The sequence below is a fragment of the Pseudonocardia alaniniphila genome (assembly GCF_022524485.1).
Taxonomy (GTDB): Bacteria; Actinomycetota; Actinomycetes; order Mycobacteriales; family Pseudonocardiaceae; genus Pseudonocardia; species Pseudonocardia alaniniphila.
The window spans coordinates 15,048-33,686 of sequence record NZ_JAKXMK010000005.1 but is presented as its reverse complement, the minus strand read 5'-3'; the positions used below and the strand labels follow the sequence as shown (position 1 = coordinate 33,686).

The following is an 18,639-nucleotide window of genomic DNA, read 5'->3' as shown; positions in this document are numbered from 1 at the left end:
CGGCGCTCTCCCACACAGCCCCTGACCTCGACCGGGACGGGCGCGCCGAGCCGACCGTCGACTGCACGCGCCGCTGCGCGACGACGGCAGTGATCTCCGTGACGGTGCGCTCGGCCGTCGCTTCTGCCTCGGCGTCAGGACCCGAGCTGCTGCCGGACGGTCTTGAGGAACGCCTCGGAGGTGTCTCGCACGAAGTTCGCGTGAGCCGTGGCCAACGTGGTCGCCCACTCCGCACCGCTGGACCTGGCCGCCTGCTCTTCCAGGTCGAGGAAGTTCTCGAGCATCTGCTCGTATGCCTCCACCCAGGCGAGCCCGTTCTGCTTCGCCTGCAGAGCCACATGCTCGCCGAGCTCCCGAACGCGCTGCGTGGCGGCCTCGAGATCGTCGCCACCGTCGGGTGTGGTCATGCTCGTGCCTCCTCTGCTCGGTGCCCGCTTCGTCCCCTTCCGCTCGCAGACTCGCACAGGCGCAGGCCGCTCGCGACATGGACGCATGTCGCTGTTCGTCGGCGGATCGATGAGCGTGATGTGGCCATGTCGCAGCGAGAACCGCCGCGCTGCGATCAGGCCGATCCTCGCTCCACCGGCTCCGGTCGCGGGGGGATGCACCGCGCCAGTTCGCGCGAGAGCCATCCCGCCGACATGACGAGCGGGGCCCGCAGCGTCGGCAGGTCACGGGCGAGGTCGCGCACCCGCAGCTCGACGGCGACCACGACGTCGCCGCCCGCTTCGAACGCCGGGGTGGCGACGGCGCACCAGTCCTGGTCGAGCTCCCGGTCGCACACCGCGATGCGAGTGGCCCGGATCGTGCGGAAGCTCCACCGCAGCCGTTCCGGTCGCGTCACCGTGGCGGTCGTGTAGCGCACCAGGTCCTGCGCGAGGAGCGCGTCGGCGACGCGCGGCGAGGAGAACGCGAGCAGCACCTTGCCGAGTGCCGTCGCATGCACCGGCAGCCGTGCGGCCGGTGAGGGCGACGAGACCGGCAGGTGCCCTGCCACCTTCTCCACGTAGGCCACCGCGGGACCGTCGAGGAAGCCGACCCGCACCGGCGAACCGGTCGCGCGGAACAGGTCCTCGATGACCGGCCCCGCCCGGTCCCGGACGCGCACGGCGGTGGCGGCCGCGGGGTCGTCGGGTTCCTGGCGGGAGCAGCCGGCCCCGAACGTTCGCAGCGGCGACCCGGCGCGGTAGCGCCCCTCCTCGTCGCGCTCCAGCACACGCCACGCCGTGAGCTCCGTGACCAGCCGGTGCACCGTCGACAGCGGCAGGTCCGACCGGGCGGCGATCTCCGTCAGCGTCGGCCAGCCGCCCTCGGAGATGGCGAGCAGGATCGCGCTGATCTTGCTGATCACGGACCTCCCCGGATCCCTTGATCCACCCGCCACGCGACACCTCCTCGCTCTGTCTCGCGGAGACCCGCTGTGATCGCCGCGCATACGGATAGCCACCGGGATCACACCGGAAACCTCCGTGGGGACGCGACGGGCGGCTCCACCCGCGCTACACCGTTCGGCGGAGCCCCGGACGACGCCGGGAAGCCTCTGGCATCGCACGTGCTCAAGAACACGGACGGCCCGGCCGGTCACAGGGCCGGTGCGCGGCGTCGACCTAGGAAATTCGGCATGCTGATCAGTGCGATCAGTTTCCCGACCACCACAGACCCCGTGCGGGCCAGGAGGACTTCGTGGACGATCTCGACGCCGGACCCACCTCGGCACTACAGCTGACCATGCAGGGAAGACCGGCGGAGGCGGCGGCTGCCATCCGGCGCATCCTGACGACGGTCGGCCCGCCGGACGGTGTCCAGGCCCTGCAGCTGTCGCACAGCGAGGAGGCCGGCACCCGCCGTTTCGATCTCTACGTCCCTCCGCGCCACCCCGGTGGGCCTCCGCCGCTCCTGGTGATGTTGCACGGCGGGACGCAGAACGCCGCCGACTTCGCGCTCGGCACGAGGATGAGCCGGCTCGCCGAAGGGCACGAGATGCTCGTCGCGTACCCGGAGCAGTCCCGCGCGGCCAACCAGGGCGGGTTCTGGAACTGGTTCTCCGCTGCCGACCAGCATGCCGGTGCGGGCGAGCCGTCGATCCTGGCCGGGATCACCCAACGGATCATCGACGAGTACGGCGCCGACCCGCGCCGCGTGTACGTCGCCGGGATGTCGGCAGGCGGTGCCATGTCCGCCGTGATGGCTGCGACATATCCCGGCCTCTACGCGGCCGTCGGCGTGCACTCGGGTGTGGCGTATCGCGCAGCCGACGACATGAGCTCCGCATTCACCGCGATGCAACACGGTGGCACCCTTCATCCGGGTGCCGATCTGCCACTGATCGTCTTCCACGGCGACGCCGACAACGTCGTCGACCCGGCCAACGCCGAGCAGCTGGTCGCGGCCCGCCTCGCCGCCACCTCGCGGCCCGCCGCCACCCCGACGGCCCAGCAGGTCGAGGCGGGAGGCCGTTCGAGCACCCGGACCCTGGTGTGCGACGAGGACGACAGGGTCCTCGCGGAATCGTGGCTCGTGCACGGCCTGGGCCATGCCTGGTCCGGTGGCGACCCGGCAGGCTCGTACGCCGACCGCGACGGACCGGACGCCTCCGCCGAGATGGTCCGCTTCTTCCTCGAGCACACCCGGGACGAGAACTAGCACGTCAGGCCGGCGCCGGAGAGCGTCGCTGGTGGAACGGGGGCGCCGGTCCCCTATCCCTCCGACTCGGTGATCGGGGGCTGCGCGGTCTCCCGGCGGGGCTCGAACTGCACGTTGATCGTCTGCTGCTCCTTGAACTGCTGCGTGCTGGCGTAGGAGGTGTAGCTGCGGCGGTCGGCACGGGTCAGCTCGACATCCTCGACGAAGGGAGTGAGGAGCGAACGCGGGTAGAGCCGCCTGCCCAGCACCGCGTTGAGCTCGGCGGCCAGCACGATGATCACCGCCTCGATGTAGATCCAGGCGAGCAGCCCGAGCACGATGCCGAAGAGCCCGTAGACCTGCGTGGAGCCCATCAGCCCGTGGCTGACGAAGAAGGCGCCCGTCGACTGCAGGACCTGCCAGGCGAGCGCCGACAGCAACGCCCCTGGCAGCACCTCGCGCGCACTGACGTCTCGCACCGTCATTGCGCGGAAGCCGAGTACGAACAGCCCGCACATCGCCGCGACGGACACCACGATCGCCAGCAGGCGCAGCCCGACCCCCAGCTCCTCCCCCACGGCACCCGCCCCGGCCGCCAGCGCCGACAGCACGGTGGTGACCAGCACCCCGAGGCCGAGCAACACGAGCATCAGCAGGCTGCGCAGGCGCGCGTGGAACGGGTCGGGCCGCTTGTTGATCGGCACACCCCACACGTGGTTGAGCGCGTTCTGCACGGCCACCGCCACGCCGAGGCCGCCGTATAGCGACACCACGATCCCGATCGCCAGCCCGAAGCCCGACCCTCGCAGGGGCTGGGCGGTGCTGGTGAGCTGGTCGCCGATGATCGGGAACTGGGACAGCGCACTGTGGATCAGCTGCTGCTGCAGGCCGGGGTTACCCGGCAGCACGAACCCGAGCACCGTCGACATCACCAGCAGCAGCGGGAACAGCGACAGGAACCCGTAGTAGGTGATCAGGGCCGCAAGGTAGGAGCCCTGGTCGTCGACGAACTTGTAGACGACGGCGAGCGGCACCCCGAGCCAGCGGTGTCGTCGCTGATAGCCGTCGATCCTCCTGATCACACCCACAAGGGGAGGTACCCGGCCACGGCCTCGCCGAGTGAGGCCGATCAGGTGATCGGCAAAACGCTCAGCAGGGCAGCGTCAGCAACGGCCGCCCGTCGGCGGTGCGGATGTCGATGGAGGCGAGCTCGTTGCGCGGAATGGCCGTGGTGCCGACGACGGTGGCCCGGCCATCGGGGCTGGCACCCCAGTTGGCCGCCACCTCCGTGCGCCCGTCGCGGGCGGTGGCGTAGGCGCGGTAGCCCGACGCGGGCGGCAGCCCCGTCAGCTCGAGGTGGACCGCGGTGCCCCAGGCGCGCTGGTGCATGCTCCCCACACCCGCCGCGGTGACGCCGGTCATGACGGCCATCCGGGTGCCGTCCGCGCCGTTCGTGATCAGCTGGGGCAGCACTCCGGCGAGTACCGCCACGACGGCAGCGGCCGCGGCCGCCATCTTCCAGCGGAGCAACCGGTGTCGCTCCTGCTGCTCGTGCTCGTCGACGGCGGCGAGGGCCCGCGAGAGCAGATCGGGGCTCGGCGTCAGCAGGCGCTCGCGGGCCTCGGCGGCGTCGATGCGCCCCAGCATTCCGGGCAGCGGTGCCAGCTCGGCCATCTCGGACCGACAGCCGGCGCAGGTGGCGAGGTGCTGCTCGACCTCGGCACGCTCGGTGGGATCGAGGCTGCCGACGAGAAAGGCGCCGAGATCGGTTCTCCGGCACCCGTCCGTCACGACAGCACCCCCATCTCCTCCAGCACGAGCCGCAAAGCGCGCAGGGCATAGTACGTGCGCGATTTGACCGTGCCGGGAGGGATGCCGAGCCGCTGCGCGGCCTCCGCCACCGAGCGACCTTCGTAATACGTCTCGACGAGCACCGCTCGGTGGTCGAGCGACAGCCGATCGAGCGCGTCGGCCACCGTCCACCGCTGCACCGCGTTCTCCAGGTCGTCGGCAGCCGGGGCCGCGCCGAGGGCCCGGTCGTCGGAGACGGTGGTGGGGCGTGCGGCATCCGAGCGCCAGAGGTCGGTGACGAGGTTGCGAGCCGTGGTGAAGAGCCAGCCGCGCAGCTCATCGGGCCCGCGGTTGAGCTGGTGGGCCCGACGCCAGGCACGGACGAAGGTCTCCTGCACTACTTCCTCGGCTCGGGCTCTGTCACCGGTGAGTCGCACGACATACCCGTAGAGCGGGCCGGCGACGTCCTCGTACAACGCACGGACGAACGACTCCGCATGAGCGGTGCTCTGCGACACGGCCACACACCTGAGAACGGGTTGCCGATCGGGGTAGTTCAGCGCGGCGCATGTGACACCGACCATGTGGATGCAGCCACCATGTGCATGCACCGACCATGTAAGTGCCGCTCACTCCATTCCCGCAGCCCGGAGCTCGCCCAGGGCCTGCAGCGCGAGGTCGAGGAGTTCCTCACCGCCTCGGGCGGTCCACGTGAGGTCGATGAGGATCTCGGTGGCGCCCGCCTCGGCGAGCCCGGCGATGTCGTCCACCACCTGCGACAGCGATCCGTGAAACGGTTGGCGGCCCGCGCCACGCTCGGCGGGGTGGAGCATCACGTTCGCCCGCGGGATCAGCTCGAGCCGTTCGGGGTCGCGACCGTGCTCTGCCGCGCGATCCCGGATCCGCTTCCAACCCTCCGCCATCACCGCGGGGGGCGTGCCGGCGGGCAGCCAGCCGTCGGCCTTGCGGGCGATCCGCTCGGCCGCCCGTTCCGTGTACCTGCCGCCCAGCAGGACCGGCACCGGCACCGGCGGCTTCGGCGCCACGAGGGCGTTCTGCACGTTCATGCGCGAGTCGCGGTGGTTCACCGGGTCAGGCCCCCAGAGCGCGCGGCAGGCGTCGATCGTCTCGTCGAGCGCCTGCCCCCGGTGCGCGAAGTCGGCGCCCGCAGCACGGAACTCGTCGCTCGACCAGCCCGCACCCAGACCGGCGATCAACCTGCCGCCGCTGGTGACGTCCAGGGTGGCGAGCGCTCGGGCGAGGTCGAGCGAGGAGTGCAACGGGGCGATCAGAACGCCGGTGCCCAGCCGCACCGTCTCCGTCACCGCCGACGCGATCGCGAGGACGGTGAGCGGGTCGGCGCAACTGCGGTAGCCATCGGGCCACGGGCGCGGCGCGCCGCCACCGGGCCCCTCGGCAGGCGTGAGCGGGAACAGCACGTGCTCGTAGACCCAGAGGCTCGAATAGCCGGCACGCTCCCCTCCACGCGCGATGTGCACGACATCGTTGCGCATGTCGTAGCGATCGCTGCGCTGCGGAAGGCCCAGCCCGAACCTCACGGCCGCTGCCGCTTTCCTACGAACACGTCCGCTCTGCCTCGGCCCAGCCCGCGGCGTCCGTCCAGCGGGGGAAGACAGCCGCCTGCCCGACCCGTGACCCCGCGTCGTCCACGAGGTTCCACATCGTCACGTCCTCGATCCAGAACCGGCGCCGCGACTTCGCGATCCGCAGCCCCCGGTACCCGGTGGAGAAGCCGTTCGACTCGACGTCGGCGAGCAGCCGGTTGCGGTCGGCCTGGCGGTCCGGTTCGGCGGAGAGCCGGGAACGCAGCCCGGTGAACTCCGTCCAGCCGTACTCGAAACAGCCCTGCGCAGTCCTGTTCGCGTAGACGAACCGGGGGTCCGGATCCGCGTCGTGCGCCAGGAGGCCGAAAGGTGCGTCCTCGTAGAGCCAGGCGGCGGCGTTCTCCCGGTCGACGAGAGGCGTGCCGACGAACCGCTCGTACGAGTGGAGCAACAGCCGGACGAAGCCGGGATCCGTGGGTGACGCAAGATCGAGCACCGTTTCAGCTCCTCACGTGGTCAGTGAGACGCCTGATCTCGGAGAGAGCGGAGTGCTCACGACGGTCAGGTGTCCCTCGCCGGCCCCCTGGTCGACCGTAGCCCGGCAGTGCCGGGACCGGTCCTGGCGTCGTTGCCCCTGTGCCCACGCAACGGCCGGCCCGCGTCGGCAGTTCCCCGTGCGATCAGCGAGAAGCCGGGCCGACCGCCCCGGCCGGGTGCCGGCCGGGGCGGATCGCTGGGGACACGCGGCCCGCGGGCGTGACCACCTGCGGGCCGCGTGGGCGAATCAGGCCTGCGGCGCGGTGAGCTGCGGGTACAGGGCGGTCAGGTCCGCCGAGAGCCCGGCACGCACGTTCTTGCTGATCTCGTCCGCGAGCACCTCGTAGGCACCCTCCTGCACGCCGTCGAGCGCGAGGGCTGCCACCACCGCCGGGTCGTTCTTCGGGCCGTCGATGTGCGCGGCCATGTCGGTGTCCAGGTAGCCGGCATGCAGCGCGGTGACCCGGATGCCCTTCGGCGCGAGCCGCGTGCGCACGGAGTTGGTCATCGCCCAGCTCGCGGCCTTGCCGACGGAGTACGCCTCGCTCTGCGGGATGTGCACCCAGGACAACACGGACAGCACGTTGAGCACGCCGCCGCCCCCGTTGGCCTCGATGACCGGCACGAAGGCGCGCGTGGCTCGCAGCGTGCCGAAGAGGTGCGTCTCCAACTCCTGCCGGATGTCGTCGAGGTCACCGTCGAGCAGTTCGGTGTGTGTGTCGATGCCGACGTTGTTGATCAGAAGCGTCGCGTCGCTCGCCGTGGCCGCTGCTGCCGCGACCGACTCCGGGTCGGTGATGTCGATCTGGAGCGGCACCACGTCGGGCAGGTCGATCGAGCTGGGGTTGCGCGCTCCCGCGTAGACCTTCGCGCCTCGCTTCACGAGCTCTGCGGCGAAGTGCCGGCCCAGCCCCCTGTTCGCACCGGTGACGACCGCGACCGAGTTCTGGATGTCCATGCTGTCTCTCCCGCCTGAGGTCCTGCTGTGTAGGAAAACCAAATCTAGCTATCTAAGTATGCCGAGGCAACTCAGGGTTAGACTGAACACATGGCGGCGACGGAGAAGGACAGGATGTGTTCGATCGCGCGTTCGCTCGAGGTCCTGGGCGAGCGCTGGACATTCCTGATCCTGCGCGAGGCGCTCTCAGGCACGACGCGGTTCGCCGACTTCCGCTCCGAGCTCGGCGTGGCCCCGGACGTGCTCAGCAACCGGCTGGCGTCGCTGGTCGATGCCGGGGTGCTGGAGAAACAGCCCTATCGGGAGCCGGGTGCACGCGTGCGCGACAGCTACCACCTGACACCCGCCGGGCGCGACCTCCAGCTGCTGCTCGGCGCCCTGCAACAGTGGGGCGACGAGCACCGGCCCTACGAGCTCGGCCCCACCGTCGTGCGCCGCACCGTGGACGGCGACCGCCCCGTGCACGTGGGGTTCATCGACGACACCGGTCGCGAGGTGCCGCTCGAGAACGTGGCGTTCGTCCGGACCGCCCTCTACCCGGCCTGATCGACTCCCTCGCTCACTCCACGTCGGCCGCGGCGGCGGAGAACTGGGCGGAGTACAGGTCGTGGTAGGCCCCCCGCGCGGCGAGCAGCTCGTCGTGAGTGCCCTGCTCGACGATCCGCCCCGACTCCATCACGAGTATCAGGTCGGCGTCGCGGATCGTGGAGAGCCGGTGGGCGATCACGAAACTGGTGCGGTCGGACCGCAACGCCGCCATCGCCCGCTGCACCAGCACCTCCGTGCGGGTGTCCACCGAGCTCGTGGCCTCGTCGAGGATGAGCAGCGTGGGGTCGGCGAGGAACGCCCGCGCGATCGTGATCAGCTGCTTCTCACCGGCACTGACGTTGCTGCCCTCGTCGTCGATCACGGTGTCGTAACCGTCGGGCAGGCTACGGACGAAGCGGTCGACGTACGTGGCGCGCGCCGCCGCGAGCACCTGCTCCTCACTCGCGGCCGGATTGCCGTAAGCGATGTTGTCGCGGATCGTGCCGCCGAAGAGCCACGTGTCCTGCAGCACCATGCCGACCCCGGAGCGCAGCGTGGCGCGGTCCATCGTGGCGGTGTCCACGCCGTCGAGGGTGATCCGGCCGGAGTCGAGCTTGTAGAACCGCATGATCAGGTTCACCAGCGTGGTCTTGCCCGCTCCCGTGGGCCCGACGATCGCAACGGTCTGCCCCGGCTCCGCCGTGAGCGACAGGTCGTCGATCAGGGGCTTGTCCGGCTCGTAGCGGAACGAGACATGCTCGAAGACCACCCGTCCCCGCCGCGTCACCGGCACGGCGGGCGAGGTCGGGTCGGGCACCTGCTCCTCGGCGTCGAGCAGCTCGAACACGCGCTCGGCCGAGGCCACGCCCGACTGCAGGAGGTTGGCCATGGACGCGAGCTGGGTGAGCGGCTGGGTGAACTGCCGGGAGTACTGGATGAAGGCCTGGACGTCACCGAGGCTCATCGAGCCCGAAGCCACGCGCAGACCGCCGACGACGGCCACCAGCACGTAGTTCAGGTTCCCGATGAACATCATCGACGGCATGATGATCCCGGAGATGAACTGCGCCCGGAAACTTGCGTCGAACAGCCGCTCGTTCCGCTGCGTGAAGTCCGCCTCCACCTCCTGGCGCCGTCCGAACACCCGCACCAGTTCGTGGCCGGTGAAAGCCTCCTCGATGTGCGCGTTCAGCGCGCCGGTGTAGCGCCACTGCGCCACGAACTGCTTCTGCGACCGCTTCGCGATCGCCTTGGTGACGAACATCGAGACCGGGATCGTGACCAGCGCGACGAGCGCCAGCAGCGGTGAGATCACCAGCATCATCACCAGTACGCCGACCACCGTGAGCACCGAGGTCAGCAGCTGGCTCATCGTCTGCTGCAGGGTCTGGGAGATGTTGTCGATGTCGTTGGTGACACGGCTGAGCACCTCGCCCCGCTGCTGGCGGTCGAAATAGCGCAGCGGCAGGCGGTTGAGCTTGTCCTCCACCTCCCGGCGCAACGAGAAGATCGTGCGCTGCACGATCCCGTTCAGCAGGTAGCTCTGCATCCAGCCGAACAGCGAGGCGGCCACGTAGATCGCGATGACGCCGAGGAGCACCTGCCCGAGCAACCCGAAGTCGATGCCCTGCCCCGGCACCACCGACGAGCCCTCGATGACGTTGGCGAACGTCTCGTTGCCCGCGGCGCGCGCCGCGGCGGCCGCCTCCGCGGTGGTGGTGCCGGGGGTGAGCTGCTGCCCGATCACCCCCGCGAAGATGACGTCGGTGGCGTGGCCGAGGATCTTCGGCCCGATCACCGAGAGCGCCACACTGATGACGCCGAGGGCCACCACGAGCACCACCAGCGCCCGCTCCGGAGCGAGCATGCCCACCAGCCGGCGTGCCGACGGGCCGAAGTCCATCGACTTCTCGGCCGGCATCCCCGCGGACGCCCACGGCGGGCCGCCGCCCCGGCGCGCCGCGGACATCTCCCGTGCCGCACGGCCGGTGTCGTCACCGCCCCCGCCCGCCGGTGCAGGCGCCGGAGTCGGGCTCGGCCTGGTCATACCACTTCCTCCGCGCTGATCTTTTCCGCGCTGATCGCTTCTGCGCTGATCTTTTCCGGGCTGATCTCTTCCGGGCTGATCTCTTCCGGGCCGATCTCATCTGCACTGAACTGGGACGCCACGATCTCGGCGTACGTCGGGCTGGTGCCGAGCAGCTCGTCGTGGGTGCCGATGCCGACCACCGCGCCGTCGTCGAGGACGACGATCTGGTCGGCGTCCCGGATGCTCGCCACGCGTTGCGCCACCACCAGCACCGTCGCCGTCTCGGTGACGGGTCGCAGTGCCGCGCGGAGCCGGGCGTCGGTGGCGAGGTCGAGTGCGGAGAACGAGTCGTCGAACAGGTAGATCTGTGGTGCCCGCACGAGCAGCCGGGCGATGGCGAGCCGCTGACGCTGGCCGCCGGACACGTTCGTGCCGCCCTGCGCGATCGGGGCGTCGAGGCCCGCGGGCATGGCCCGGACGAACTCTGCGGCCTGGGCCACCTCCAGCGCCGTCCACAACTGCTCGTCGGTGGCGTCGGGGTTGCCGTAGCGGAGGTTGCTCGCGACGGTGCCGGAGAAGAGGTACGGCCGCTGCGGCACGATCCCCACCCGGCCCCAGAGGTACTCCGGTTCGAGGTCGCGCACGTCGACGCCGTCGACGAGCACCGCGCCACCCGTCACGTCGAACAGGCGCGGGACGAGCCCGAGGAGTGTGGTCTTGCCCGCGCCGGTGCTCCCGACGATCGCCGTGGTGGTGCCGGGACGCGCCGTGAAGGTGACGTTGCGCAGCACGGGCTCGGCCGCGCCCGGGTAGGCGAAGCCGGCCCCGCGCAGCTCGAGAACACCGGTGGCGCCCGACGGAACGACCGCTTCCCGCGGCGGCGCCACCGACGATGCGGTGTCGAGCACCTCGACGATGCGTTCCGCGCAGACCGCCGCGCGCGGGATCATCATCGTCATGAACGTGGCCATCATGACGGCCATGAGGATCTGGGTCAGATAGGTCAGGAACGCGGTGAGTGCACCGACCTGCATCTGCCCGGCGTCGATCCGCCCCGCACCGAACCACAGCACGGCCACGCTCGAGACGTTCAGCACGAGCATGACGATCGGGAAGATCCGCGCCTGCAGGCGCCCGACCCGCAGGGCGACGTCCGTCAGCTCGGCGTTGGCCCGCTCGAACCGCGCCGTCTCCTCCGGCTCCCGGACGAACGCCCGCACCACCCGGATGCCGGTGATCTGCTCCCGCAGGATCCGGTTCACGTCGTCGATGCGCGTCTGCATGCTCCGGAAGCCCGGCACCATCCGCACGATCACCACGCCGATCGACGCCACCAGCACCGGGACGCAGACCAGCATCAGCCAGGACAGCTGTGTGTCCTCCTGCAGGGCCATGACCACCCCGCCGAAGCACATGATCGGCGCCGTCACCAGCATCGTGCAGGACAGCAGCACCAGCATCTGCACCTGCTGCACGTCGTTGGTGCCGCGGGTGATCAGCGACGGGGCGCCGAACCGGTTGACCTCGCGCGCCGAGAACTCCCCCACCCGGTGGAACAGCGCCGCACGCACGTCCCGGCCGAAGCCCATGGCCGTTTGCGCGCCCACGTACACGGCGGCGACCGAGCACGCGATCTGCACGAGCGTGACCACCAGCATCCAGCCGCCGGTGCCGAGGATGTAGGACGTGTCGCCGCGGGCGATGCCCTGGTCGATGATGTCCGCGTTGAGGCTCGGCAGGTACAGCGAAGCCATCGTCCCGATCAGCTGCAGCACCACCACCAGCAACAACGGGCGGGTGTAGGGACGCAGCCGCTCGCGTAGCAGCCGGATCAACATGAACGGTCCTCGGTTGTGATGAGTGGGGCGCAGGGGCCGGCGATCAGCGTCGGTCGGATCTGTCCGTCGGACATGACGGGCTGCTCCCCCTTGTCCCTTGTCGTGGTGCGGACGCTAGGAGCCGGACGGAATCCGCCGAATCCGTCACGTGACCGGGCAACGCCAGGCCGTCCAGCAGGATGGAGACGATCTGCTCGGCGTCCAGTTCGCGGCCGTCGGCGATGAGCGGGTGGGTGCCGGAGAAGACGAGCAGGCGCAGCACGTGCGCGAACTCGGCAGGCGGCACGCGCAACCGGCACGCGTCCGGGCCCACCAGGTCGATCACGGCGGCGCGGAAGGCCTCGTTGATCTCGCCGGGGTTCTGGCCCCCGGCCGGGCGAGCCGGCGACGGGCGCCCCTCGCGCGGCGGCGTCCGTGCCCAGCCCAGGGCGTTGAGCAGGCCGAACACCTCGGCCATCCGGCGCTGCAGCACCGTGACGCCCGCGACGAGGCGCTCGCGGAGCGGGAGAGAACGGTCCACGGCCGCCAACTCGCGGAGTGCGGGCGCGGGATCGAACGCGTCGGCGACCACCGCCTCCACCACCGACTCCTTGTCGGGGAAGACGCGGAAGATCGTGCCCTCGGCGATCCCGGCCGCCGCCGCGATCTGGCGGGTGGTCACTGCGGTGCCGTGCTGTTGTACGAGCGGCCGCGTGGCCGCCACGATCGCGGCTCGCCTCGCCTCCGGCGCCATACGGGGAGCGCGCCTGCCCTCGGAGATCACGCGGGGACAGTAAATGAGCGCCCACTCACTAACAAGTTGTTTCCCTCGGAGGGAAACCCCCCACCAGTGCGGTCCAGGCGGATCGCGGCCCAGGTCGCTGCCACCGCCAGGTGCCGCGCACGGCCGACGGCCGACATTCCCGGCCTCGGACCCGCCCTTTACGCTCCCCTGAAGATCGACAGCGCCTGCCCCACCACAACGGAGAGACGATGGCTCGGGAACGTATCGAGATCGCGGCGGGCGACCGGCGGGTCACGGGTGTCACCACCCGCCCGGGCAGCGCGGAGGCTCCGCTCCTGGTGGCCCTGCACGGCGGCACCTACACGTCGGCCTACTTCGACGTGCCGGGCTTCTCCTTCCTGGATCTGGCCGAGGCCACCGGCTTCACGGCCGTCTCGCTCGACCGCCCCGGCTACGGAGGCAGCGACCCGCTCGACGACGGCACACCCTTCTTCGCCGGGAGCGCGACGGTGCTCGACGACGCGATCGCCCGGCTGTGGGCCGACCGGTCGGCCGAGCACCCCGGCATCGTGATCGTCTCCCACTCGATCGGCTCGGCCATCGCCGTCCACATGGCGGCGGGCAAGCCCGCGTGGCCGCTGCTGGGCATCGCGCTGCACGGCGTCAACGACCGGTCTCCCGACCCGGTCGTGAACGCCTGGAACGCCATGCCGGCCGGGCAGCCCATCGCGTTCACGCAGGAGCAGCGGCGGATGTTCATGTACGGCCCCGACGGCACGATGGACGCCGACGCGGTGGCGAGGGCCGAGATCTCGGCCGCACCTGCGCCGCTGGCCGAGCTGCTCGAGATCGTCCGGGAGTGGCCGGCGTCGGCGGCACAGCTCGCCGCCGGGGTGACGGTGCCCGTGCACTACGCACTCGCCGAGTTCGACGGGCTGTGGCTCGTCGACGAGGAGCGCGTCGAGAAGTTCGCCGGCTACTTCACATCGGCGCCCTGGACCGTGGCATCGCTCTTCCGTGGCGCCGGGCACAACATCGACCACCACCATCTCGGCCGCACGCTGCACCTGGAGCAGCTCGCCTTCGCGTGGGCGTGCGTCCACCGCCGGAGCCCCGCGCTCGTCGGCTGAGCGGTGAGGCCGTGTCCCGCGGATCCGGATCGACGGGACACGGCCTCACCCCGGCTCACCAGGCAGCGCCGACCGGCTGCTGGACAGCGGCGTTGAGCCGGTTCCAGACGTTGATCGCCGAGATCGACACCAGCAACGCCGAGAGCGCCTCCTCGTCGTAGTGGCGGGCGGCCTCGGCCCACACGTCGTCAGGGACGGCGTCGGACCGGTCCGCGAGCCGGGTGACGCACTCGGCGAGCGCGAGCGCAGCACGTTCGGCGTCGCTGAAGTACGACGACTCCCGCCACGCGCCGACACCCCAGATCCGCTCGTCCTTCTCACCGGCGTCCTTGAGCTCCCGCGAGTGCATGTCGACGCACACGCTGCAGCCGTTGATCTGGCTCGCGCGCAGGTGGATCAGGTGGTGGGTCGTCGCGGGAACGGCGCTCGACTGCGCCGCCTTGCTCAGCGCGTGCAGCGCCTTCATCACGTCCGGCAGCACCTTCACGGGGTGCGTCATCCGAGCCTGCATCATGTCCTCCTGCTGTCACATCCGCCCCGTCCGGGCGGGTCATAGGGGTGACCCGCCGGATCGAGAGGATGTGACAGGTGCAGGACGAAGAATTCTGGGCAGCGCAGTTCGAGGAGCACCGCCCCCGGCTGCGGGCAGTCGCCTACCGGATGCTCGGCTCGTTCGCCGAGGCCGAGGACGCGGTCCAGGAGTCCTGGTTGCGCGTCTCGCGCGCGTCGGGCGACGACGTGGAGAACATCAGCGGCTGGCTCACGACGATCGTCTCGCGGCAGTGCCTCAACATGCTGCGCTCGCGGGCGACCCGCCGCGAGGACCCGCTGGACGTGCGGGTGCCCGACCCGGTCGTGGAGTCCGGCGACGGTGTCGACCCTGCCGAGCAGGGTGCCCTCGCCGACTCCGTGGGCCTCGCTCTGCTGGTCGTGCTCGAGGCACTCGACCCTGCGGAGCGGCTCGCGTTCGTGCTGCACGACATGTTCGCGGTGCCGTTCGAGGAGATCGCACCCATCGTGGGCCGGACCCCTGCCACGGCTCGGCAGCTCGCCAGCAGGGCCCGGCGGCGGATCCAGGGCGTGGCGCCCACCGGGCAGCCCGACCGCGCCCGGCAGCGCGAGATCGTCGAGGCCTGGCTCGCGGCGGCACGCGGCGGTGACTTCGCGGGGTTGGTCACGCTCCTGCACCCGGACGCCGTGCTGCGCGTCGACACTGGCGGGGCAGGCTCGAAGCTCGTGCGGGGCGCGGCCGAGGTGGCCGGGCAGGCGGCGATGTACCGGGCAGGCGGGCTCCGGGCGCAGTTCGCGGTGGTCAACGGCGGCCCCGGCATCATCTCGGTGATCAACGGGCGGCTGACGGGGGTCCTGGCGTTCACGGTCGCCGACGGGCTGATCGTCGAGATCGACATCCTGGCCGACCCGCAACGGCTGGCGGCCCTGGACCTCGCCTGAACACCCGGCCCGACTGCACACCCTCCCGGATGGCACCGGGCGGCGCCGCGTCCCCCTGGTCGGCGCCGCCCGGGAGCTCAGACAGCGGAGGTGGTGATCTCCGCCTCCCGGACGAACGCCGGGTCCAGCTGCACGCCCCACCCCGGGGCGGTGGGGGCGTCGACCCTGCCGTCGACGACGCGGAGCGCGGGCTCGTACACCCCCTGCGTCCACGGCGTGGTCTCGATGCTCCACTCCTGGTACTGCGTGCATGCGGGCATGGCGGCCGCGAGGTGCAGCGAGAACACCTGCAGCAGCGAGTCGTTGGCGCAGTGCGGCGTGCACGGGATGCCCGCCGCCTCGGCCAGCACGGCCACCTTGCGCGCTCGCGAGATCCCCCCGATGTAACCGACGTCGGGTTGCACGATGTCAACGGCGCGGCCGCTGATCATGCGGTGGAACTGCGGCAGCGAGATGTCCTGCTCCCCGCCCGAGACGGGGACGTCCAGTGCGGCGGCCACCTGCGCGGTCTGCTCGAGCTCCGGGAACGGGCACGGCTCCTCGAAGTGGAAGTACCCGTGCTCCTCCAGGAGCCTGCCGACGCGGATCGCACGGCCCACGGAGAACCCGCCGTTGGCGTCGGCCGAGATGTCCACGTCGTCGCCCAGCACAGCGCGCACGTGCGGGACGATCCGCTCGGTGCGGCCCGGTGCCGCGTCGACGTCACGGCCCATCGCCTCGCCCACACGGATCTTCACCGCACGGAAACCCTGCTCGGCGACGAACCCGGCGAGGCGATCGGCCTCCTGCTCCGGCGTGATCGACCGCAGCATGCTGGACGCGTACATCGGTACGGACGCCCGTGCATGACCGCCCAGGAGCTTCGCCACCGGCTGCCCCGTGACGATGCCCAGCACGTCCCACAGCGCCGTGTCGACCCCGGCGAGCGCCCGGTGCAGGAAGCTGCTGGGGAACTTGTAGTGCACGCGCAGGCACTCGTCCACCAGCGCCTCGACGTCCCAGGGGTCCCGGCCGAGGAAGAGCGGGGCCACCATCGCGTGCAGCACGTGTGCGCTGGTGGCGGCCTCGTAGGGCGCCGTCTGCCCGATGCCGACGACACCGTCGTCGGTGCCGACCCGCACGATGGCGAGCGGCCCACGGACGAGGGTCTCGATGCGGGTGATCTTCACAGGTGCTTCTCCAGGACGTCGACCAGGCGCGGGCGCACCACGCAGCGCTCGAACGCGAAGCAGTCGGCCAGCGCCCGCGCCTCCTCGGCGTCGATCCCGGCGAAGCAGCGCGCGAAGTCGTGCACCATCGGCTCGGCCAGCAAGATGTGGCGCACCAGCACGTGAATCCACTGCTGCCGGCCGAACGGGTGCGGGTCGAAGTCGGGGAACTCCTCGGCCACCACGGCTTCGATGGGGTCGAGGATGTGCCGCACCCCGGTGTCGACACCGCCCCAGACGTCCACGCCGAGCCGGGCCTTCTTCTCCAGCACGGGCTCGATCCGCTGCAGGTAGGCGGAGTCGGCCGCGGCGTGCACCACGCCCTGCAGCCCGATGTCCTTGTAGGTCCACAGGCTCCAGCCGGCGGCGTGCTCGTCGTAGATGTCGAGCTGGTCCTCCAGCACGCGGTAACGGGCGTCGTCACGGACGGGGTCGCCGCTGTACACCGGGCCGAACTCACCCACCCAGATCGGTGTGCCGGTACGGCGCATGTACTCCGAGCGGTGCAGGAACCGGGCCTCGATGTAGTCGCGGTCGACGTACTGGCCGCGCGAGTCCCCCGGGTAGGCGCCGCTGTCGGCGAACCCGGCGAGCGCGTAGTCGTGCACGGTGTAGACGGTGTTCTCCCACGGCTCGGCGAACACGTCGAACTCGGTGGCGTGCCGGTTGCCGTCCAGGAAGATCACGTGCTTCTCATCGACCGCGCGGATGGCGGCGTGCAGCCGCTCGTAGAAGGGGCCGATCGTGGTGCCGTCGGAGTCGGCGGGCTCGTTGAGCGGGTTGTATCCGGCGACCCAGGGGTTGTCCTTGTAGCGGTCGGCGAGCGCCTCCCACAGGTGCACCACCCGGTCCTGGAAGTGACGGTGGGTCCAGAAGAACGACCGGTGCGTCGGGTTGTCGCTGTGCCAGCGCTGGTTGTGGAAGCCGGGGGCCGCGTGCAGGTCGAGCACGGTGTAGAGACCGTTGCGGGCGCAGGCGTCGATGGCCCGGTCCAGCAGCCGGAAGCCCTCCTCCTTCAGCTGGAGCGGCCGGTCGTCGTCCTCGAAGTGGCGGTAGTGAAACGGCAGCCGCACGCAGTTCATCCCGCGCTCGGCCAGGAAGCGGGCGTCGTCGTCGGTGAAGAAGACCTCGAGGAAGCGGTCGAAGAAAGCGGCTGCGACCTCGGGGCCGAGCACCGTGTGCATGGCCTTGCGCTGCAGCTCCTCCGTGGAGGGGTAGCCGCTGATGAAGTTCTCCATGTTCATCCACCCGCCCAGCCCCACCCCGCGCAGCCGCACGGGCTCGCCCGCAGCGGTTGCGAGGTGGTCGCCGTCGACGCGGATCAGTACGGACTCGTCGGACATCGGGGCGGGACTCTCCTTCGTCGACCGGACAGGGATCACTTGCCGAAGCCCGCCGTGAGACCGCGCACCAGGTGGCGGCGGCCCAGCACGTAGGCCACGAGCATCGGCAGGGTGGAGAGCACGACGGCCGCGAGCACCGCCGGGACGTTCACGGTGAACTCACCCTGAAACGTCCACAGCGCCATCGGCAGCACGCGCTTGTCGGCGCTCTGGGTGAGGATCAGCGGGAACAGGAACCCGTTCCACACGTGCAGGCCGTCGTAGATCGCCACGGTCACCAGCGCGGGCCGGGCGAGCGGCAGCACCAGGTTCCAGAGGATCCGCCAGTCGCCCGCGCCGTCGAGCCGCATCGACTCGAACAGCTCGTAGGGAATGTCGCGCATGAAGTTGGCGAGGATCAGCACGGTGATCGGCACCGCGAACCCGATCGACGGCAGGATCAGCGCCAGCAGGCTGTCGTAGAGATGCGCGCGCGTGATCATGTAGTACAGCGGGATGATCGTCGCGTGGGTCGGGATCGCCAGTCCCAGCAGGAACACCGAGAACGTCGAGCGGACGAACCGGCCGTTGCCCCGCACCACCGCGTATGCGGCCATGAGCGAGATCGTCACCGTCACGGCCACCGCTGCCGCCGTGATGATCACGCTGTTGAGGAAGTAGAGGCCGAAGCCGCTCTGCAGCACCAGCAGGTAGTTGTCGAGGGTGAAGTCGGTGGGCGGGGCCAGCGGGTTGGTGGAGAAGAATCCGGCCTGGCTGCGGAGGCTGGAGATCACCACGAAGTAGATCGGCAGGATGATCACTGCCAGCCAGATGAACCCGCCGAGCCCGGCGAGCACGTTGGGCGGGCGCCGGGGGCCGCGGCGGGTGGGGCGCACCTGCAGCGGCTGCTCGCCCGCCGTCATCGTGACCGTCAT

At 70.7% G+C, this 18,639-nt stretch carries 19 protein-coding genes; 4 read left to right on the top strand and 15 right to left on the bottom strand.

The window, feature by feature from the left end; genetic code table 11:
* Positions 1-134 precede the first annotated feature (134 nt).
* Together MMF94_RS06815 and MMF94_RS06810 are read right to left on the bottom strand one after the other, a co-directional pair.
* Positions 135-407, bottom strand: coding sequence for a hypothetical protein (locus tag MMF94_RS06815; protein ID WP_241035423.1), 273 nt, complete (start codon positions 405-407; stop codon positions 135-137).
* Between the two features lie 155 nt (positions 408-562).
* The gene (locus MMF94_RS06810; protein ID WP_241035422.1) at positions 563-1,351 is read right to left on the bottom strand and encodes an IclR family transcriptional regulator; all 789 of its coding nucleotides are present in this window, start codon (positions 1,349-1,351) and stop codon (positions 563-565) included.
* Positions 1,352-1,683: 332 nt separating this feature from the next.
* On the opposite strand from MMF94_RS06810, the gene MMF94_RS06805 reads away from it, so the two are divergent.
* Complete coding sequence (locus MMF94_RS06805) at positions 1,684-2,643, top strand: extracellular catalytic domain type 1 short-chain-length polyhydroxyalkanoate depolymerase (protein ID WP_241035421.1); 960 nt, start codon at positions 1,684-1,686, stop codon at positions 2,641-2,643.
* A gap of 53 nt (positions 2,644-2,696) precedes the next feature.
* Here MMF94_RS06805 and MMF94_RS06800 read toward each other — a convergent pair whose 3' ends face one another.
* From MMF94_RS06800 to MMF94_RS06775, 6 genes are all read right to left on the bottom strand, one after another.
* Entirely contained in the window at positions 2,697-3,704 is a 1,008-nt protein-coding gene (locus MMF94_RS06800) for a YihY/virulence factor BrkB family protein (RefSeq protein WP_241035420.1), read from the bottom strand.
* Between the two features lie 67 nt (positions 3,705-3,771).
* On the bottom strand, positions 3,772-4,413 hold the full coding sequence (locus tag MMF94_RS06795; protein WP_241035418.1) for an anti-sigma factor family protein: 642 nt from the start codon (positions 4,411-4,413) through the stop codon (positions 3,772-3,774).
* Positions 4,410-4,931: a sigma-70 family RNA polymerase sigma factor gene (locus MMF94_RS06790; protein WP_241035417.1), complete on the bottom strand. Its 522-nt coding sequence runs from the start codon at positions 4,929-4,931 to the stop codon at positions 4,410-4,412. The genes MMF94_RS06795 and MMF94_RS06790 overlap by 4 nt, the downstream gene beginning before the upstream one ends.
* A gap of 111 nt (positions 4,932-5,042) precedes the next feature.
* Positions 5,043-5,972, bottom strand: coding sequence for a TIGR03619 family F420-dependent LLM class oxidoreductase (locus MMF94_RS06785; protein ID WP_241035416.1), 930 nt, complete (start codon positions 5,970-5,972; stop codon positions 5,043-5,045).
* A gap of 16 nt (positions 5,973-5,988) precedes the next feature.
* Positions 5,989-6,474, bottom strand: coding sequence for an MEKHLA domain-containing protein (locus MMF94_RS06780; RefSeq protein WP_241035415.1), 486 nt, complete (start codon positions 6,472-6,474; stop codon positions 5,989-5,991).
* 288 nt (positions 6,475-6,762) lie between these two features.
* Positions 6,763-7,473, bottom strand: a complete 711-nt coding sequence (locus MMF94_RS06775) for an SDR family oxidoreductase (RefSeq protein ID WP_241035414.1) — start codon at positions 7,471-7,473, stop codon at positions 6,763-6,765.
* A gap of 90 nt (positions 7,474-7,563) precedes the next feature.
* On the opposite strand from MMF94_RS06775, the gene MMF94_RS06770 reads away from it, so the two are divergent.
* A complete protein-coding gene (locus MMF94_RS06770; protein WP_241035413.1) occupies positions 7,564-8,019 on the top strand; it encodes a winged helix-turn-helix transcriptional regulator in 456 nt (151 codons plus the stop codon).
* 13 nt (positions 8,020-8,032) lie between these two features.
* Here the strand turns inward: MMF94_RS06770 and MMF94_RS06765 are convergent, their stop codons facing one another.
* From MMF94_RS06765 to MMF94_RS06755, 3 genes are read right to left on the bottom strand one after another with little or no spacing between them, the layout of a single operon-like run.
* On the bottom strand, positions 8,033-10,048 hold the full coding sequence (locus MMF94_RS06765) for an ABC transporter ATP-binding protein (RefSeq protein ID WP_420852422.1): 2,016 nt from the start codon (positions 10,046-10,048) through the stop codon (positions 8,033-8,035).
* On the bottom strand, positions 10,045-11,868 hold the full coding sequence (locus MMF94_RS06760; RefSeq protein ID WP_241035412.1) for an ABC transporter ATP-binding protein: 1,824 nt from the start codon (positions 11,866-11,868) through the stop codon (positions 10,045-10,047). Before MMF94_RS06760 ends, MMF94_RS06765 begins: the two co-directional genes overlap by 4 nt.
* Before the next feature lie 43 nt (positions 11,869-11,911).
* Entirely contained in the window at positions 11,912-12,631 is a 720-nt protein-coding gene (locus tag MMF94_RS06755; RefSeq protein WP_241035411.1) for a TetR/AcrR family transcriptional regulator, read from the bottom strand.
* A 209-nt stretch (positions 12,632-12,840) separates the two neighbouring features.
* Between MMF94_RS06755 and MMF94_RS06750 the strand changes: the two genes are divergently transcribed.
* Entirely contained in the window at positions 12,841-13,722 is an 882-nt protein-coding gene (locus tag MMF94_RS06750) for an alpha/beta fold hydrolase (RefSeq protein WP_241035410.1), read from the top strand.
* Positions 13,723-13,777: 55 nt separating this feature from the next.
* Here the strand turns inward: MMF94_RS06750 and MMF94_RS06745 are convergent, their stop codons facing one another.
* A complete protein-coding gene (locus tag MMF94_RS06745; protein ID WP_379660286.1) occupies positions 13,778-14,233 on the bottom strand; it encodes a carboxymuconolactone decarboxylase family protein in 456 nt (151 codons plus the stop codon).
* A 77-nt stretch (positions 14,234-14,310) separates the two neighbouring features.
* Between MMF94_RS06745 and MMF94_RS06740 the strand changes: the two genes are divergently transcribed.
* Positions 14,311-15,174 carry a sigma-70 family RNA polymerase sigma factor gene (locus MMF94_RS06740; RefSeq protein ID WP_241035408.1) on the top strand — a complete coding sequence of 288 codons (864 nt, stop codon included), beginning with the start codon at positions 14,311-14,313 and terminating at the stop codon, positions 15,172-15,174.
* A 77-nt stretch (positions 15,175-15,251) separates the two neighbouring features.
* On the opposite strand, the gene MMF94_RS06735 is transcribed toward MMF94_RS06740, so the two are convergent.
* Genes MMF94_RS06735 through MMF94_RS06725 form a run of 3 tightly spaced genes read right to left on the bottom strand, consistent with a single transcriptional unit; the run spans position 15,252 to position 18,627 of the window.
* The gene (locus MMF94_RS06735; RefSeq protein ID WP_241035407.1) at positions 15,252-16,343 is read right to left on the bottom strand and encodes a mandelate racemase/muconate lactonizing enzyme family protein; all 1,092 of its coding nucleotides are present in this window, start codon (positions 16,341-16,343) and stop codon (positions 15,252-15,254) included.
* Positions 16,340-17,725: a glycoside hydrolase family 5 protein gene (locus MMF94_RS06730; protein WP_241035406.1), complete on the bottom strand. Its 1,386-nt coding sequence runs from the start codon at positions 17,723-17,725 to the stop codon at positions 16,340-16,342. Before MMF94_RS06730 ends, MMF94_RS06735 begins: the two co-directional genes overlap by 4 nt.
* A gap of 35 nt (positions 17,726-17,760) precedes the next feature.
* Positions 17,761-18,627, bottom strand: a complete 867-nt coding sequence (locus tag MMF94_RS06725) for a carbohydrate ABC transporter permease (protein WP_241035428.1) — start codon at positions 18,625-18,627, stop codon at positions 17,761-17,763.
* Positions 18,628-18,639: the final 12 nt, after the last annotated feature.

What these genes read in the sequence shown, in the direction of transcription:
- MMF94_RS06730 (WP_241035406.1), bottom strand. Translation starts at nt 17,725, where the DNA reads ATGTCCGACGAGTCCGTACTGATCCGCGTCGACGGCGACCACCTCGCA.
- MMF94_RS06750 (WP_241035410.1), top strand. Translation starts at nt 12,841, where the DNA reads ATGGCTCGGGAACGTATCGAGATCGCGGCGGGCGACCGGCGGGTCACG.
- MMF94_RS06765 (WP_420852422.1), bottom strand. Translation starts at nt 10,048, where the DNA reads ATGACCAGGCCGAGCCCGACTCCGGCGCCTGCACCGGCGGGCGGGGGC.
- MMF94_RS06745 (WP_379660286.1), bottom strand. Translation starts at nt 14,233, where the DNA reads ATGCAGGCTCGGATGACGCACCCCGTGAAGGTGCTGCCGGACGTGATG.
- MMF94_RS06815 (WP_241035423.1), bottom strand. Translation starts at nt 407, where the DNA reads ATGACCACACCCGACGGTGGCGACGATCTCGAGGCCGCCACGCAGCGC.
- MMF94_RS06775 (WP_241035414.1), bottom strand. Translation starts at nt 7,473, where the DNA reads ATGGACATCCAGAACTCGGTCGCGGTCGTCACCGGTGCGAACAGGGGG.
- MMF94_RS06770 (WP_241035413.1), top strand. Translation starts at nt 7,564, where the DNA reads ATGGCGGCGACGGAGAAGGACAGGATGTGTTCGATCGCGCGTTCGCTC.
- MMF94_RS06760 (WP_241035412.1), bottom strand. Translation starts at nt 11,868, where the DNA reads ATGTTGATCCGGCTGCTACGCGAGCGGCTGCGTCCCTACACCCGCCCG.
- MMF94_RS06725 (WP_241035428.1), bottom strand. Translation starts at nt 18,627, where the DNA reads ATGACGGCGGGCGAGCAGCCGCTGCAGGTGCGCCCCACCCGCCGCGGC.